The sequence below is a fragment of the Pseudomonas sp. GW822-FHT06B12 genome (assembly GCF_058799675.1).
Genome location: NZ_JBXALR010000014.1, coordinates 39,980 through 55,073, shown reverse-complemented (window position 1 = coordinate 55,073; position 15,094 = coordinate 39,980). Strand labels below are relative to the sequence as shown.

Here is a 15,094-nt window from a genome sequence, read left to right as displayed (position 1 = left end):
CACGCCCTCCTGAACAGGCAAATGAGTGCAGCGGGCATCCCCGCCTGACGTCTGAAGTTAAAACACCACAAAGGTTTAGAAAAGTTGAGCCTGCCGCGACGAACGGCGCCCGTGCCAAAGTCGAATCAGGTGCGGTCCAGGCGCCCGCTCAAGCGCTTGGCAGCGTACATGGCCTCATCTGCGTGCTTGAACAATTGCTTCTCCTCACTGCCATGCTCGGGGTAAAGCGCGATGCCAATGCTCGGCATGATGTTCAGGCTATGGCTGTCCAGACGCATCGGCTGGCCGAGTACCTGGCGGATTTTGCTCGCCACCCGCGCCGCGTCTTCGGCCGCCTGAACACTGTCGAGCAGGACGACAAACTCATCGCCACCAATGCGCGCTACCGTGTCGGACTCACGCACGCAGCCTTGCAGTCGATTAGCCACGGCTTGCAGTAACATGTCGCCGACACCATGGCCGTAGGTGTCATTGACCTGTTTGAAATGGTCCAGGTCAACGTACAGCAACGCCATGCGTCCGCACTCTATTCTGGCTTTACCAAGGGCGGCGGTCATGCGTTCACGCAACAGTTCGCGGTTAGGCAAACGGGTCAATTGATCGTGCTGTGCCATGTATTGCAACCGGGTGTGCAATTGCTTGCGCTCAATGGCCGCCGCGACCTGGGCACAGACGTATTGCAGCAGCTCCTTGTCGCGCTCGGTATAGCGTTCGCCACCGGGTACGCTTTTGACAATCAGCGCACCGATGGTGCCTTTCTGTGAGTTCAGCGGCACACCCAGCCAGCAGGGTGCATCCTGGCCGTTCATGACCTCGCAAAGTCCGGGCATCGCGGCAGGTTGGTCGGGCGTCACCAGCACCGACTGCCCCGTGCGAATCACCTCGGCGCAGAGCTGGCCAGTAACGGTAAACACTGGATCGTGCTCGTGATCGTCGACGTGGTACGGGAAATTCAATTGCTTGCAGTGCTCGTCGTAGAGCGCTACCGAGAAGTTCAACGCCGGCAACCATTCGCCGATCAGTTGATGAATGCGTTTGAACAGCGCCAGCAGATCCTCCGCAGCATGGGCAGCTTCGGAGATCGCGTACAGTGCGGCCTGTCGGGACTCAGCCTGTTTGCGCTCGGTGATGTCACGGGCTACGGCGATGCGCAATTGGTCGACTTCAGACCAGCGCGCCGACCAGAGAAGATGCACCACCTGACCATCCTTGCGCAGGTAGCGGTTTTCAAAGTTCGGGTTCGGCTGGCCGCGCATGATTTCCCTGGCAGCGTCCAGGGTTCGCTGGCGATCGGCCGGGTGGACCATCTCGATCATCGGCTGGCCGATCAGCTCGTCGGGGGTGTACCCGAACACTTGCTCGCAGGCGGCGCTGACAAATACGAAACGCCCCTGGCTATCGACCGCACACACGACGTCGAGCAAAAGATCGATGTAACTTGCCAGCGGCGCGGAATTACTGGTGGTCATCAAAGATAGACACTGTCCAAAGGTACAGCCGTGAGTATCAATCCCTGGACCCGGCCATCGCGAAACAGGATGTCCTGATGCAGCTGTCGCAGCCTTGCGTGCAGCCTCAAACCTTGTTCGCCAACAACCCCGGCACCGCATGCAGCAAGGTGTTGACGGCGAAACCGATGAACATTACCCCGCAAATCCGGGTAATTGCCAGCTCATGACGCTGATACAGCGTGCGCACCCGACGAGTGCCCACACTGCCGATCAGAATAGCGTATGCGGCGATACCGCCCTGTTACGGTGTGAAAAACTTCATCCCGGCATAGGGTTTCTGGCGACACGCGTCAAGCCGCGACGCCAGATCCCCGACATGGGCTTCGAGCTTGTGCCCATCCGGATCCAGAAAATAGAACGACGCGCCTTCGCTGCGATTGTCTCGCCACTCTAGAACTGCGGCTGCTCGCAGTCGTTCAACGAACACCGGGAAGTCGCTGGCGCCGACGCTGAACGCGTAATGCGTGTAATCGACCGCCGCCTCAGGCTCGCGCAGCGGATCGAGAGACAGACACAGCCACAACCCCGGCAACGACAGATAGGCGCCACTGTCCCACGTGGCGTCGAGATGCAGTTGCAACAGGCCCTGATAGAACGCCACGCTGCGGTCGAGGTCGGTGACTGCCAGGGTCAGGTGGTTGAGGCCTGAGAGCATCGGTTCAGAGCCCTTTTAACTCTTTCGGCACAACATACTGCTGACCGTCATACCGTAGCGTCGTCAGTACCGTTTTCCCCACCGTATCTTTGGATTCGCAATCGCCATTCTTCACCGAGTTTTGTGAGCCGGTGGTCACCGATTTGACGATCAGGTCGGCGAAACCATGACTGCTGGTTTTGGCCATGTCCAGAGTGCGTTTGGTATGCGAGAACTCGCCGGCGCAGTTGGTATCCCACTCACCGTTGCTCGACTCGATCACCAGTTGTTCCAGCACCGGGCGCAACGAGTTGCCTTCGCGCACATACAGCGACAGCCAGGCCTCGTCGAAAGGGTTGGCCCGCGACGAACCGGTGAAGCCTGCACGCACGCCAAACGCTCGCAGGTCGGAGGTGAGTTTGTAGCGCGCTGTGTCGATGCTCAGCCCATCGAACCGGACGGCATCGGAACTGAACACCGAGGCTTTGGAGTAGCGGGCCAGCGGCTTGCCGTCGACATTGGAAATCACGGCCAGTTTCAAGTCGTACATGCCCATGCCATCAGGCTCATCGCTCTGGGTGGGATCCGGCTCAATCTGCGACAGCGCGGTGATGGTCTGACCATCGTAAGCCGGCCAGTCCTTGCATACCGAATAGCCCGGTACACCCTCGGGTAACGGCGGTTTTTCGCATTCGGCATACGCCTGGGTGGCGCCCAGCGCACCACTCATTGCCACACATCCCAACCAGCTGTATTTCAAGGTCATTCCCTGTTCCTTGTGAACATCATCAATCGATAAAAATCGGCCATGCACTATCGCCTGCCCGGTCTGTCGATTCAACCCGTTCAACGCCGCCATTCAAAACGCGCTACGAAAGATCTCCTCGATCTGCCGCTGATCCGCCGCCCGTGGGTTGGTCAGGCCGCAGGCGTCTTTCAAGGCGTTGGCGGCGAGGATCGGGATGTCTTGCAGCTTGGCGCCGAGGTCGCGCAAACCGCCGGGGATCTGCACATCCTTGGCCAACGCGCGGATCGCCATGATGGCCGCTTGGGCGCCCTCTTCCGGGCTGACGCCGCGCGTGTCGGCACCCAGAGCGTGCGCCACTACCGTCAGACGTTCGGCGCAGACGGCGGCATTGAAACTCTGCACGTGCGGCAGCAGTACCGCGTTGCACACGCCGTGGGGCAAGTCGTAGAAACCGCCCAACTGGTGAGCCATGGCATGCACGAAACCCAACGATGCATTGTTGAACGCCATGCCCGCGAGGAACTGCGCATACGCCATGTTTTCCCGGGCGATCATGTCGCTGCCGTCGTGTACGGCCAGGCGCAGGTTGCGACTGATCAGCTCGATCGCTTTCAGCGCGCAGGCGTCGGTGATCGGGTTGGCCGCCGTGGAAACGTAGGCTTCGATGGCGTGGGTCAAGGCGTCCATGCCGGTGGCGGCGGTCAGGCCTTTGGGCATGGCGGCCATCAGCGCCGGGTCGTTGACCGACAGCAGCGGCGTAACGTTGCGGTCGACAATGGCCATTTTCACGTGACGCGATTCGTCGGTGATGATGCAGAAACGGGTCATCTCGCTGGCGGTGCCGGCTGTGGTGTTGATCGCGATCAGCGGCAGCTGCGGCTTGGCCGACTGATCGACACCTTCGTAGTCGCTGATATGCCCGCCGTTGGTAGCACACAGCGCGATGCCCTTGGCGCAGTCGTGCGGCGAGCCGCCGCCCAGGGAGACCACGAAATCACACTGGCTGCGCTGGAGCAGTTCTAGGCCGCTCTCGACGTTGGCGATACTCGGGTTCGGTTTGGCACCGTCGAAAATCACCGAGTCGATGTCCTGCATCGCGAGTTTTTCGGCGATCAGGGCTGCCACGCCAGCCTTGGCTAATCCTGCGTCCGTCACGATCAAGGCCTTGCGAAAGCCATAGTTGCGAATGGCGTTCACGGCTTCGTCGAGGCAACCGGTGCCCATGATGTTCACGGCGGGAATGAAAAACGTGCTGGTCATGACCGATCCTCTTCGATAGGGCCGAACCGGCAACCCCGATTCAGCGGATACCCAAAGGATCGACCCATCAGTTACCGCGCATGTTGATCTGGCTCAACACCCGGTCGTGATAAAGTCTGCGCCCTGCACTCCACCTGCTTGAGATGACCGACGCGATGACCGATTTCCAGGAATTTGATGCCCGACTAGAAGACTGGAATGCGTTGCGCGCAACCACCTCGTTCAGCGGCCTGCTGGTGGGCAACGGCGCCAGTCGCGCGGTGTGGGATGACTTCGGTTACGACTCGCTGTTCGACAACGCCCGCACGGTCGAAGAAAAGCCGTTGAGCCAGTCCGAACTGAGCGTGTTCGACGCGATGCAAACCCGCAGTTTCGAACAAGTGCTGGGGGCGCTGAAAACCACCAGCCGAGTGAACAAGGCCCTGGCCGTGAGTTCCGCCGCACCGCGCAATCGCTACTACGCGATCAAGGAAGCGCTGATCAACACCGTGCACGCCGTGCACATCCCGTGGCGCTTGGTGCAGGCCACAAGCCTGGCAGCGATCCATCAGGAATTGAGCACGTATCCGACGGTGTTCACCACCAACTACGACCTGCTCAATTACTGGGCGATCCAGCACAACCCCGACACCATCAGCGACCTGTTCCATGGCTCTGAGCCGAGCTTTGAGCTGAGTGCCAGCGCCGCTGATAAAACCCGCCTGCTCTACCTGCACGGCGGCCTGCACCTGGTGCGCAACCAGGACGGCACAGCGCGCAAACTGACCTCGACCGAAGGCACGCTGCTGGGCAGTTTTGCGATCAACAACACGATCAAGACGCTGGACGATGTACCGCTGTTCGTCAGCGAAGGCAGCTCTGAAGACAAGCTCAAAACCATCCGCAGTTCGGATTACCTGTCGTTCTGCTACGACCAGTTGCTCAAGCAAAGCGACGCGCTGTGCATCTTCGGCCACAGCCTTGGCAAGCAGGACAATCACATCATTCATGCCCTGCGTCAGGCGCAACCGAAGACTGTGGCGGTCTCGATTTACCCGCGCAGCGCCGCGTTCATCCAGAGCCAGAAGCGGCATTATGCGAAGGTGTTTGAGGGGACTGCGGTGGAGCTGCGGTTTTTTGATTCCAAGAGCCATGCGTTGGGTAGCCCGAAACTATCCGTTCCAGTCGAGGTTTAGCGGCGCCGGGGCTGACGCCATCGCGAGCAAGCTCGCTCCCACATTTGATCTGCGACGTACACACCCCCTGTGGGAGCGAGCTTGCTCGCGATGCTTTTGAAATCGACTCATTCCTCGCCGCTATGCACCACCACCAGCAACTGCGCCTGCAACTCGCCCACCGAGCGCAGGCGATGGGGTTTTTGCGCGTTGAAGTGCAGCGCATCGCCACGGTTCAGAATCACTCGTTCGCTCATGAAGTCGACTTCTACCTGGCCTTCATGGACGAACAGAAACTCCTCGCCCATGTGCTCCTTGAAGGTCTTGTCGCTGAACTCTTTGGGCGGATAAATAATGAACGGCAGCAGACTGCGCTCGCTGACCTGATGGGCCAGCACCGCGTAACCCGGAGCCTGGTCATTGGCCGCCAGCGACTGGCGCTCTTCGGCACGCACCAGGCTGTAGCTGTCGAGGCTGATGGTTTCCTCGGAGAACAATTCCTCGACCTTGACGTTCAGCGCCTTGGCCAGTTTCAGCGCCGCAGCGATGGACGGGGTGTTCAGCCCGCGCTCGATTTTCGACAGATAACTCTTGGTCATGCCGGATTTTTCGGCCAGGGCCTCCAGCGTAACACCGAGTTTTTTTCGCAGTAATTTCAAACGGATAGACATGTGGAGCGATTAATCCATCAAGGAGGCAACGATTAGTCCTTGCCAATGACACAAAGTGTCATATAGCCTCTTAAGTGTCATTTGTGTTCACCCAACGACTTTGCGAGCAGTGGGAGAAACACATCCGACGTCCATTGATTACTGCAAAGGACACCCGATATGGCCAAGACATTAGCACTACCCAAGGACCAACTCATCAAGCAGGCGCTTTCGCAGATGCAAAACACGCTGGCGGATAATACGTGGACCGACCGGCAAAAGCTGGCGCTGACCTGCCGCATTCTGTTCGAGAACGGCCACGACGCTGGTCTGGCCGGGCAAATCACCGCCCGTGGCCCGCAACCCGGTACCTATTACACCCAACAACTGGGCCTGGGTTTCGACGAAATCACCGCGAGCAACCTGCTGCTGGTCAACGAAGACCTGGAAGTTCTGGAAGGTCACGGCATGCCCAACCCGGCCAACCGTTTCCATAGCTGGGTGTACCGCGCTCGACCGGATGTGAACTGCATCATTCATACGCACCCAACGCACATTGCGGCGTTGTCGATGCTGGAAGTGCCGCTCGAAATCTCGCACATGGACCTCTGTCCGCTCTATGAAGACTGCGCCTTTCTCGAAGCCTGGCCAGGTGTGCCGGTGGGTAACGAAGAAGGTGAAATCATCGCCGGCGCCCTGGGTGACAAACGGGCGATTCTGCTTTCCCACCACGGTCAGCTATCAACCGGGCGGACCATCGAGGAAGCCTGTGTCATCGCGCAATTGATCGAACGTGCGGCCAAGTTGCAACTGCTGGCGATGTCGGCCGGTGAACTCAAACCGATTCTGCCGGCGCTCGGTCGCGAAGCTCATGACTGGATTTCCAAACCCAAACGCCACGGCGCCGCCTTCAACTACTACGCTCGGCAGAACCTGCGTCAACACGCCGATTGCCTGAACTGAACCCACCCCCTTTGCTTAAACGGAGAGACCTCATGTCTACCCCTTCTATTCACGGCATCATCGGCTACACCATCACCCCGTTCACCGCGAATGGCGAAGGCATCGATCTGGATACGCTGGGTCGCTCCATCGATCGTTTGATCGACGGTGGCGTACACGCCATCGCCCCGCTGGGCAGTACCGGCGAAGGTGCGTACCTGAGCGATGCGGAGTGGGATCAGGTCAGCGAGTTCAGCATCAAGCATGTGGCCAGGCGCGTGCCGACCATCGTCAGCGTCTCCGACCTGACCACCGCCAAAGCCGTGCGCCGCGCGCGTTTCGCCGAGGCGCATGGCGCCGACGTGGTGATGGTGTTGCCGGCGTCCTACTGGAAACTCAGCGAAGCCGAGATCCTCGCCCACTACCGCGCCATCGGCGAAAGCATCGGCGTGCCGATCATGCTCTATAACAACCCGGCCACCAGCGGCACCGACATGTCGGTGGAGCTGATCCTGCGGATTTTCAATGCTGTGGAAAACGTGACCATGGTCAAGGAGAGCACTGGCGATATCCAGCGCATGCACAAACTGCAATGGCTCGGCGAAGGTCAGGTGCCGTTTTACAACGGCAGCAATACGCTGGCGCTGGAGGCTTTCGCGGCGGGCGTCAAAGGCTGGTGCACGGCGGCACCGAACCTGATCCCGCAGCTCACTGGCGCGCTGCATCAGGCGGTGTTGGCCAATGACCTGAGCAAGGCGCGGGAGTTGTTCTATCGCCAGTTGCCGCTGCTGGACTTCATCCTCAAGGGCGGTTTACCGGCGACCATCAAGGCCGGTCTGCGCATGACCGGGCTGGAAGCTGGCGATCCGCGTCTGCCGATATTCCCACTGGGTGAAACCGGTCGCAGCCAGCTGCAAGGGTTGTTGAACACGTTGCGCTGATCTTCAGGCGCATACATAACCATTGTGGGAGCGAGCTTGCTCGCGATAGCGATCTGACATTCAACATATCCGTCGAATGTTATGCCGCCATCGCGAGCAAGCTCGCTCCCACAGGATATCTGTACAGGTCTTGAAGAGGTGTGATCAGAAGACCGGCAAGGTTTTGTCCTTGATCACCGTGGTCGGCCCGTTGGCCTTGACGCTGGCGATGCCTTTTTCCCGCGCGGCGTCGGAGGAATAAGCCTCGCTGCTGCCGATGATCTGATGGTTGGCGGCCTTGAGATTGAAGTAAGGATGGCCATCCTTGGTGGACTTTTTCTCGTAGCGTTCATCCAGTGGGCTATTGCTCTGAACCGAGGCGATGCCGCTATCGGCGGCGCTGCGTGTGGTGTACAGCTCGCTGGTGAGAATGGTCTCGGCATTGGCCGCCTTCAGCACAAAGCGGAATTGGCCAGTGATGCTTTTGCTCAACTCGTACCATCCAGACATGCTCGTTCTCCTTGTCGATTGAGAGGTTGCGCGCTTCAGAGTAAAGACCAGGCCACCCTACTTCACCACCGCGCGCACCACCGACAACTCCGGCGCCGTCACCCGACGCTGGCTCAGGTAACGCGTGCAACTGACCCGCAAAAACGAGGCGAAATTCACCACTTCGCCCCGGTAGTCCATCACCTCTTCGTAGAGCTTGGCGATCAACTGGTTGGTGGTCATGCCATCGACTTCAGCGATTTCGCTGAGGATGTCCCAAAACTGGTTTTCCAGCCGTAGCGTGGTCACCACTCCGCAGATGCGCAGCGAGCGCGAGCGTGACTCGTACAGGATCGGGTCGGCTTTGACGTACAGCTCGCACATGCGCAGACCTCCGCTTACAAGGTGATTTTGGTGCCCAGCAGACCGAGGAAACCGGCCAGCCAGCTCGGGTGCGCCGGCCAGGCTGGGGCAGTCGCCAGATTGCCTTGTACGTGGCCTTCAGTCACCGGAATATCGATAAACGTACCACCGGCCAAACGCACTTCTGGCGCGCAGGCTGGATACGCGCTGCATTCGCGGCCTTCAAGAATTCCCGCCGCCGCCAGCAATTGCGCACCATGGCAGACCGCCGCAATCGGTTTGCCTGCCTTGTCGAAGGCTTGCACCAGTTGCAGAACTTTTTCGTTCAAGCGCAAGTACTCTGGCGCACGACCACCGGGCACCAGCAACGCGTCGTAATCCGCCGCATCGACCTTGGCGAAGTCAAAGTTCAACGCGAACAGGTGACCGGGTTTCTCGCTGTAGGTCTGATCACCTTCAAAGTCATGGATCGCGGTGCGCACGGTCTGCCCGGCGGTTTTGTCCGGGCACACCGCGTGTACCGTGTGACCGACCATCAGCAGCGCCTGAAACGGCACCATCACTTCATAGTCTTCGACGTAATCGCCGACCAGCATCAGAATTTTTTTCGCGGCCATGGGGATGACTCCTCTGGTAAAAACGTGGGCAGGAAGGAGTATTCAAGGTAGTCCGAATCCGGTGGGATGGGTAATAACCAGCTACTACGCCTACGCCACGCTTTTGTAGGAGCTGCCGCAGGCTGCGATCTTTTGATCTTTTGATCTTTTGATCTTTTGATCTGTGGCGCTGCTGGAGTCGCTAAAAGATCGCAGCCTTCGGCAGTTCCTACGTTGGGGGGATTACCCCCAACTGTACGGATAACTTTGTACTCAGCTGTAAGCGCGTAAGTCCGGGGTTTATGGCTAGATGAAAACTCTCCTGCCACTTTACAACTCTGGTTACTGTTATGTCCTCGCGCGAAAACACCGGCATGGCTCTGGGCCTGCTCGGCGTCGTCATCTTCAGCCTGACCCTGCCCTTCACCAGGATCGTGGTGCAGGAAGTCCATCCGCTGCTCAATGGTCTGGGCCGAGCATTGTTCGCGGCGATTCCGGCGGCGATGTTGTTGCTCTGGCGACGGGAGAAATGGCCAACCTGGAAACAGGTCAATGGCCTGATGCTGGTGATCGCCGGGGTGATTCTCGGCTTCCCGGTGCTCTCGGCCTGGGCCATGCAAACCCTGCCAGCGTCCCATGGCGCGCTGGTCAACGGTTTGCAGCCGTTGTGCGTGGCGTTGTATGCAGCGTGGTTGTCCCATGAACGACCGTCGAAAGCCTTCTGGGCCTGTGCCGCATTGGGCAGCGCGCTGGTTTTGGGGTATGCGTTGATCAGCGGTGCCGGCAGCATTCAGGCCGGTGATTTGCTGATGCTCGGGGCGATAGCCATCGGTGGTCTGGGTTACGCCGAAGGTGGCCGGTTGGCCAAGGAGATGGGCGGCTGGCAAGTGATCTGCTGGGCGCTGGTGCTGTCGACACCGCTGTTGATCGGCCCGGTGACGTATTTGGCGCTACAGCACCAAGGCGAGATTTCGGCGAAAACCTGGTGGGCGTTCGGCTACGTGTCGTTGTTCTCGCAGTTCATCGGTTTCTTCGCCTGGTACGCCGGGCTGGCGATGGGTGGCATCGCCCGGGTCAGTCAGATCCAGCTGCTGCAGATCTTCTTCACCATCGCCTTCTCGGCGCTGTTCTTTGGTGAACACATCGAACCGATTACCTGGCTGTTTGCGGTCGGGGTGATCGTCACCGTGATGCTCGGGCGCAAGACCGCCATCAAACCTAATGTGGGAGCGAGCTTGCTCGCGAAGGGGCCATAGCATTCAACATTTATGCTGAATGTAGCGCCGCCATCGCGAGCAAGCTCGCTCCCACAGGGTTAGAGGTAGCCGTCAGCCCGCAGCAGGGTTTCCAGACAATGCTCGGTGATGTGGTAGAACGCCTTGAGCTCCTGGATTTTCACCAACAGCTGGGCCGGGTCCACCGGTTCAGCGCGCTTGACCGCCAGAATCATCTTGTTCTTGTTGGTGTGGTCCAGGGAGATGAACTCGAAGACCTTGGTTTCATAACCGCACGCTTCGAGGAACAACGCCCGCAGGCTGTCAGTGACCATTTCTGCCTGCTGACCGAGGTGCAAACCATATTGCAGCATCGGCTTGAGCAGCGCCGGACTCTGGATCTGCAGGCGAATCTGCTTATGGCAGCACGGCGAACACATGATGATCGCCGCACCGGAGCGAATGCCGGTGTGGATCGCATAGTCGGTGGCGATGTCACAGGCGTGCAAGGCGATCATCACGTCCAGTTCGCTTGGCGCCACGCTGCGCACGTCACCACATTTGAACACCAGCCCCGGATGCTCCAGGCGCGCGGCAGCGGTGTTGCACAGGGTGACCATGTCTTCACGCAGCTCGACACCGGTGACCACGCCTTCGGCGTGCAAGGTATTGCGCAGGTAATCGTGAATGGCGAAGGTCAGGTAACCCTTGCCTGAACCAAAGTCCGCGACTCGTACCGGTTTATCCAGCGCCAGCGGTGACGACGTCAGCGCATGGCTGAAGACTTCGATGAACTTGTTGATCTGCTTCCACTTGCGCGACATCGCCGGGATCAGTTCATGCTGCTTGTTGGTCACGCCCAGGTCCGCAAGGAACGGCCGGGTCAGGTCCAGAAAACGGTTCTTCTCACGGTTGTGTTCGGCGGACGGCACTTCGCGCAATTGCTGGGGCTTGCTCTTGAACAGCGAACTCTTGCCCTTCTTGCTGTATTCGAGCTGGGCTTCATCGGTCACCGCCAGCAGGTGAGCGTTTTTGAAGTCCTGCGGCAACAGCGCAGCAATCGTCGCGATGCCCTCTTCGATCGGGAAATTCTTGGTGATGTCGCGCGTCTTGTAGCGGTAGACGAAGGACAGGCACGGCTGCTCCTTGACCGTCAGTTGCTTGATGATAATGCGCTGCAAGTCGACTTCAGCGCCGACGTACTTGGCCAGCACCAGTTTGATGAAGGCGTTCTGCGCCAGGCTGGTGCTCAGCAGGTCGATGAATTGCGCATGATGATCCGGCGTGAGGCTGGCGGGAGTTGCGGTAACAGACATGTAAAAAACGCCTCGGGCGGTGCGGATCGGGGAATGGTGGGTATTTTAGGGGGGATGGCGCGTCGGGACACGCAGTTATTTACCGAACGGTTTGAAATCCCCCTTCACCCCAACACCACCAACCGATTCGGCAACTCATTGCGCACATGTGTCACCGGCACATGCACCTTGAGCAGTTCGCCGCAGGCTTCGATGCAGGTCACAAAGCCTTGCAACGTCTGGCCCTGTTTCACCTGTCGGGTGAAGGCTGCGACGATCGGCTCCCAGGTTTTGTTGTCCAGGCGTCTGGAAATCCCTTCGTCCACCAGAATCTCCACATAACGCTCGGCCTCGCAGACGAAAATCAGCATGCCGGTGCTGCCGACGGTGTGGTGCAGGTTCTGCTCCAGAAACTGTCGACGCGCCAGGTTCGAGGCGCGCCAATGGCGCACGGAGCGCGGGATCAGGTGCGTGGTGATCGATGGAATCCGGAACACCAGGCACAACACGATGAAACTCGCCCATTGCACCAGCAGCAAGGTGTGCATGTTCAGCCAGCCGGAAACGTAGTGCACGATACCCGGCACGATCAGCGCCAGCAGGCTGGCCCAGAGCAAAGGGATATACGCGTAGTCGTCAGCCCGCGCCGCGAGCACGGTGACCAGTTCAGCGTCGGTGTCGCGCTCGACACGGGCAATCGCTTCAGCGACCTGACGCTGTTCGTACTCACTCAGTAATGCCATGGTGTTGAATGCTCGTTCATTATTGTTATCGCCTGCTGCCCCAGAAACCATGCCCCCAGTCCTTGGTCTTCACAGGTTCATGCCCCTTGAGCGTTTGGGGCATAATCTGCCCCCGCCACTGGATTGCATCGAGCCAATCGGCTAAAAGATGCCCAGCGCGAAAAGAGTTCAGAAGTTTGCTGCATTTATCCGAACAACAACAGACGCTCCCTATTTTTTGGCTGACCGGCGCGTAACCACTGCGTCCGTTTAGGCTTTTGAGATCACTATTCATGAAGAAGCTGTGTTTGCTGGGCCTTTCCATCGGTCTGGCCAGTCACTCGGTATGGGCCGAAACCAAGCCTGCCCCTATTGAGAACAAGGATGCTTTCGTCAGCAATCTGATGAAACAGATGACCCTGGACGAAAAAATCGGTCAATTGCGTTTGATCAGCATCGGCCCGGAAATGCCCCGCGAGCTGATCCGCAAGGAAATCGCCGCCGGCAACATCGGCGGCACGTTCAACTCGATCACTCGTCCGGAAAACCGTCCGATGCAGGACGCGGCCATGCGCAGCCGGTTAAAGATCCCGATGTTCTTCGCCTATGACGTGATCCACGGCCACCGGACCATTTTCCCGATCCCGCTGGCCCTGGCCTCGAGCTGGGACATGGATGCGATTGGCCGCAGCGGGCGCATCGCCGCCAAGGAAGCCGCAGCCGACAGCCTCGATATCACCTTCGCGCCGATGGTCGACATCGCGCGCGACCCGCGTTGGGGCCGCACCTCCGAAGGTTTCGGTGAAGACACCTACCTGGTCTCGCGCATCGCCAAAGTGATGGTCAAGGCCTATCAGGGCGAGACCCCGAGCGCGGCCGACAGCATCATGGCCAGCGTCAAGCACTTCGCCCTGTACGGCGCGGTCGAAGGCGGTCGCGACTACAACACCGTCGACATGAGCCCGGTGAAGATGTACCAGGACTACCTGCCACCGTACCGCGCCGCCATTGATGCCGGCGCCGGTGGGGTGATGGTTGCGTTGAACTCGATCAACGGCATACCGGCCACTGCCAACCTGTGGCTGATGCAGGACTTGCTGCGTAAAGAGTGGGGTTTCAAGGGCCTGGCAGTCAGTGACCACGGGGCGATCTTCGAGCTGATCAAGCACGGCGTGGCCCGTGACGGTCGCGAAGCGGCGAAGCTGGCGATCAAGGCCGGCATCGACATGAGCATGAACGACACCCTGTACGGTAAGGAATTGCCGGGGCTGCTGAAGTCCGGCGAGATCCAGCAGAGCGACATCGACAACGCCGTGCGTGAAGTGCTGGGCGCCAAGTACGACATGGGCCTGTTCAAAGACCCGTACCTGCGGATCGGCAAGGCTGAGGATGACCCGGCCGACACCTACGCCGACAGCCGTCTGCACCGCGCCGAAGCCCGTGACGTTGCCCGTCGCAGCATGGTGTTGCTGAAGAACCAGAACGAAACCCTGCCACTGAAGAAAACCGCAAAAATCGTTCTGGTCGGTCCACTGGCCAAGGCACCGATCGACATGATGGGCAGCTGGGCGGCTGCCGGTAAACCGGAACAATCGGTCACCCTGTTGGATGGCATGACCCATGCCCTCGGCGATCAGGCCAAGCTGACTTACGTCCGTGGCGCCAACATCACCGAGGACAAGAAAGTCCTCGATTACCTGAACTTCCTCAACTTCGATGCTCCGGAAGTGGTGAATGATCCGCGCTCGGCGCAGGTCATGATCGACGAAGCGGTGAAAGCGGCTCAGCAGTCCGATGTCATCGTGGCAGCAGTCGGTGAGTCGCGTGGCATGTCCCACGAGTCCTCAAGCCGTACCGACCTGAACATCCCGGCCAACCAGCGCGACCTGATCAAGGCCCTGAAAGCCACCGGTAAACCGCTGGTGCTGGTGCTGATGAACGGCCGTCCGCTGACGATTCTCGACGAGAAGGAACAGGCTGACGCGATCCTCGAAACCTGGTTCACCGGCACCGAAGGTGGCAACGCGATTGCTGACGTGCTGTTCGGCGACTACAACCCGTCCGGCAAGCTGCCGATCAGCATCCCGCGTTCGGTAGGGCAGATTCCGACCTACTACAACCACCTGAGTATCGGTCGCCCGTTTACCCCAGGCAAACCGGGCAACTACACCTCGCAGTATTTCGATGACACCACCGGTCCTCTGTTTCCATTCGGCTATGGTCTGAGCTACACCAGCTTCAGCCTGTCGGACATGGCCCTGTCGTCGACCACACTGAACAAGACCGGCAAGATCGACGCCAGCGTGACCGTTAAAAACACCGGCAAGCGCGACGGCGAAACCGTGGTACAGCTGTACATTCAGGACGTGGTCGGTTCGATGATTCGCCCGCTCAAGGAGCTGAAGAACTTCCAGAAGGTAATGCTCAAGGCTGGCGAACAGAAAGTCATCCACTTCACCATCGAAGAGGACGACCTGAAGTTCTACAACGCCCAGCTCAAATACGCGGCAGAACCTGGCAAGTTCAACGTGCAGATCGGCCTCGATTCCGAGGACGTGACGCAGCAGAGCTTCGAGTTGCTTTAAACCTGAAGTTA

15 protein-coding genes and 1 pseudogene are annotated in these 15,094 nt (G+C 59.2%); 5 read left to right on the top strand and 11 right to left on the bottom strand.

Translation table 11 applies throughout. The features are described from left to right. Positions 1-125 precede the first annotated feature (125 nt). The 5 genes and pseudogenes from AC1RKH_RS24760 to yiaY form a co-directional block, all read right to left on the bottom strand. Positions 126-1,469 (bottom strand): sensor domain-containing protein, encoded by a 1,344-nt coding sequence (locus AC1RKH_RS24760; RefSeq protein WP_493063428.1) that lies wholly within the window; start codon positions 1,467-1,469, stop codon positions 126-128. 106 nt (positions 1,470-1,575) lie between these two features. Beyond that, positions 1,576-1,749 (bottom strand): annotated as a pseudogene (locus tag AC1RKH_RS24755) (LysE family translocator); the annotation flags it as partial. Between the two features lie 3 nt (positions 1,750-1,752). After that, complete coding sequence (gene fos, locus AC1RKH_RS24750; protein ID WP_493063427.1) at positions 1,753-2,166, bottom strand: fosfomycin resistance glutathione transferase; 414 nt, start codon at positions 2,164-2,166, stop codon at positions 1,753-1,755. Positions 2,167-2,170: 4 nt separating this feature from the next. Beyond that, positions 2,171-2,911 carry a PA3715 family protein gene (locus tag AC1RKH_RS24745; RefSeq protein WP_493063426.1) on the bottom strand — a complete coding sequence of 247 codons (741 nt, stop codon included), beginning with the start codon at positions 2,909-2,911 and terminating at the stop codon, positions 2,171-2,173. A 93-nt stretch (positions 2,912-3,004) separates the two neighbouring features. Further along, entirely contained in the window at positions 3,005-4,153 is a 1,149-nt protein-coding gene (gene yiaY, locus AC1RKH_RS24740; RefSeq protein ID WP_493063425.1) for an L-threonine dehydrogenase, read from the bottom strand. 155 nt (positions 4,154-4,308) lie between these two features. Between yiaY and AC1RKH_RS24735 the strand changes: the two genes are divergently transcribed. Continuing rightward, entirely contained in the window at positions 4,309-5,328 is a 1,020-nt protein-coding gene (locus tag AC1RKH_RS24735) for a DUF4917 family protein (protein ID WP_493063424.1), read from the top strand. 107 nt (positions 5,329-5,435) lie between these two features. On the opposite strand, the gene AC1RKH_RS24730 is transcribed toward AC1RKH_RS24735, so the two are convergent. Next, entirely contained in the window at positions 5,436-5,978 is a 543-nt protein-coding gene (locus AC1RKH_RS24730) for a helix-turn-helix domain-containing protein (protein WP_493063423.1), read from the bottom strand. 159 nt (positions 5,979-6,137) lie between these two features. Between AC1RKH_RS24730 and AC1RKH_RS24725 the strand changes: the two genes are divergently transcribed. Both AC1RKH_RS24725 and AC1RKH_RS24720 read left to right on the top strand, forming a co-directional pair. Further along, complete coding sequence (locus AC1RKH_RS24725; RefSeq protein ID WP_493063422.1) at positions 6,138-6,920, top strand: aldolase; 783 nt, start codon at positions 6,138-6,140, stop codon at positions 6,918-6,920. A gap of 32 nt (positions 6,921-6,952) precedes the next feature. Next, positions 6,953-7,840 carry a dihydrodipicolinate synthase family protein gene (locus AC1RKH_RS24720; protein ID WP_493063421.1) on the top strand — a complete coding sequence of 296 codons (888 nt, stop codon included), beginning with the start codon at positions 6,953-6,955 and terminating at the stop codon, positions 7,838-7,840. 144 nt (positions 7,841-7,984) lie between these two features. On the opposite strand, the gene AC1RKH_RS24715 is transcribed toward AC1RKH_RS24720, so the two are convergent. The 3 genes from AC1RKH_RS24715 to AC1RKH_RS24705 are packed head-to-tail and all read right to left on the bottom strand — an operon-like array spanning position 7,985 to position 9,288. Continuing rightward, positions 7,985-8,329 (bottom strand): YegP family protein, encoded by a 345-nt coding sequence (locus AC1RKH_RS24715; RefSeq protein WP_493063420.1) that lies wholly within the window; start codon positions 8,327-8,329, stop codon positions 7,985-7,987. 57 nt (positions 8,330-8,386) lie between these two features. After that, on the bottom strand, positions 8,387-8,692 hold the full coding sequence (locus AC1RKH_RS24710; RefSeq protein ID WP_141128042.1) for a ribbon-helix-helix domain-containing protein: 306 nt from the start codon (positions 8,690-8,692) through the stop codon (positions 8,387-8,389). Positions 8,693-8,706: 14 nt separating this feature from the next. Beyond that, positions 8,707-9,288: a DJ-1/PfpI family protein gene (locus tag AC1RKH_RS24705; protein ID WP_123428182.1), complete on the bottom strand. Its 582-nt coding sequence runs from the start codon at positions 9,286-9,288 to the stop codon at positions 8,707-8,709. Positions 9,289-9,617: 329 nt separating this feature from the next. Here AC1RKH_RS24705 and AC1RKH_RS24700 point away from each other — a divergent pair, with 329 nt between their 5' ends. Continuing rightward, positions 9,618-10,523: a DMT family transporter gene (locus tag AC1RKH_RS24700; protein ID WP_493063419.1), complete on the top strand. Its 906-nt coding sequence runs from the start codon at positions 9,618-9,620 to the stop codon at positions 10,521-10,523. Between the two features lie 59 nt (positions 10,524-10,582). On the opposite strand, the gene AC1RKH_RS24695 is transcribed toward AC1RKH_RS24700, so the two are convergent. Then, positions 10,583-11,797 (bottom strand): class I SAM-dependent methyltransferase, encoded by a 1,215-nt coding sequence (locus tag AC1RKH_RS24695; protein ID WP_493063418.1) that lies wholly within the window; start codon positions 11,795-11,797, stop codon positions 10,583-10,585. Positions 11,798-11,901: 104 nt separating this feature from the next. Beyond that, positions 11,902-12,519: a TPM domain-containing protein gene (locus tag AC1RKH_RS24690; protein WP_123428803.1), complete on the bottom strand. Its 618-nt coding sequence runs from the start codon at positions 12,517-12,519 to the stop codon at positions 11,902-11,904. Positions 12,520-12,791: 272 nt separating this feature from the next. Here AC1RKH_RS24690 and bglX point away from each other — a divergent pair, with 272 nt between their 5' ends. Beyond that, a complete protein-coding gene (bglX, locus tag AC1RKH_RS24685; RefSeq protein ID WP_493063417.1) occupies positions 12,792-15,083 on the top strand; it encodes a beta-glucosidase BglX in 2,292 nt (763 codons plus the stop codon). Positions 15,084-15,094: the final 11 nt, after the last annotated feature.

Bases quoted from the DNA above. Each gene is read 5' to 3' on its own strand.
- AC1RKH_RS24760 (WP_493063428.1), bottom strand. From the start codon at position 1,469: ATGACCACCAGTAATTCCGCGCCGCTGGCAAGTTACATCGATCTTTTG.
- fos (WP_493063427.1), bottom strand. From the start codon at position 2,166: ATGCTCTCAGGCCTCAACCACCTGACCCTGGCAGTCACCGACCTCGAC.
- AC1RKH_RS24745 (WP_493063426.1), bottom strand. From the start codon at position 2,911: ATGACCTTGAAATACAGCTGGTTGGGATGTGTGGCAATGAGTGGTGCG.
- yiaY (WP_493063425.1), bottom strand. From the start codon at position 4,153: ATGACCAGCACGTTTTTCATTCCCGCCGTGAACATCATGGGCACCGGT.
- AC1RKH_RS24735 (WP_493063424.1), top strand. From the start codon at position 4,309: ATGACCGATTTCCAGGAATTTGATGCCCGACTAGAAGACTGGAATGCG.
- AC1RKH_RS24730 (WP_493063423.1), bottom strand. From the start codon at position 5,978: ATGTCTATCCGTTTGAAATTACTGCGAAAAAAACTCGGTGTTACGCTG.
- AC1RKH_RS24725 (WP_493063422.1), top strand. From the start codon at position 6,138: ATGGCCAAGACATTAGCACTACCCAAGGACCAACTCATCAAGCAGGCG.
- AC1RKH_RS24720 (WP_493063421.1), top strand. From the start codon at position 6,953: ATGTCTACCCCTTCTATTCACGGCATCATCGGCTACACCATCACCCCG.
- AC1RKH_RS24715 (WP_493063420.1), bottom strand. From the start codon at position 8,329: ATGTCTGGATGGTACGAGTTGAGCAAAAGCATCACTGGCCAATTCCGC.
- AC1RKH_RS24710 (WP_141128042.1), bottom strand. From the start codon at position 8,692: ATGTGCGAGCTGTACGTCAAAGCCGACCCGATCCTGTACGAGTCACGC.
- AC1RKH_RS24705 (WP_123428182.1), bottom strand. From the start codon at position 9,288: ATGGCCGCGAAAAAAATTCTGATGCTGGTCGGCGATTACGTCGAAGAC.
- AC1RKH_RS24700 (WP_493063419.1), top strand. From the start codon at position 9,618: ATGTCCTCGCGCGAAAACACCGGCATGGCTCTGGGCCTGCTCGGCGTC.
- AC1RKH_RS24695 (WP_493063418.1), bottom strand. From the start codon at position 11,797: ATGTCTGTTACCGCAACTCCCGCCAGCCTCACGCCGGATCATCATGCG.
- AC1RKH_RS24690 (WP_123428803.1), bottom strand. From the start codon at position 12,519: ATGGCATTACTGAGTGAGTACGAACAGCGTCAGGTCGCTGAAGCGATT.
- bglX (WP_493063417.1), top strand. From the start codon at position 12,792: ATGAAGAAGCTGTGTTTGCTGGGCCTTTCCATCGGTCTGGCCAGTCAC.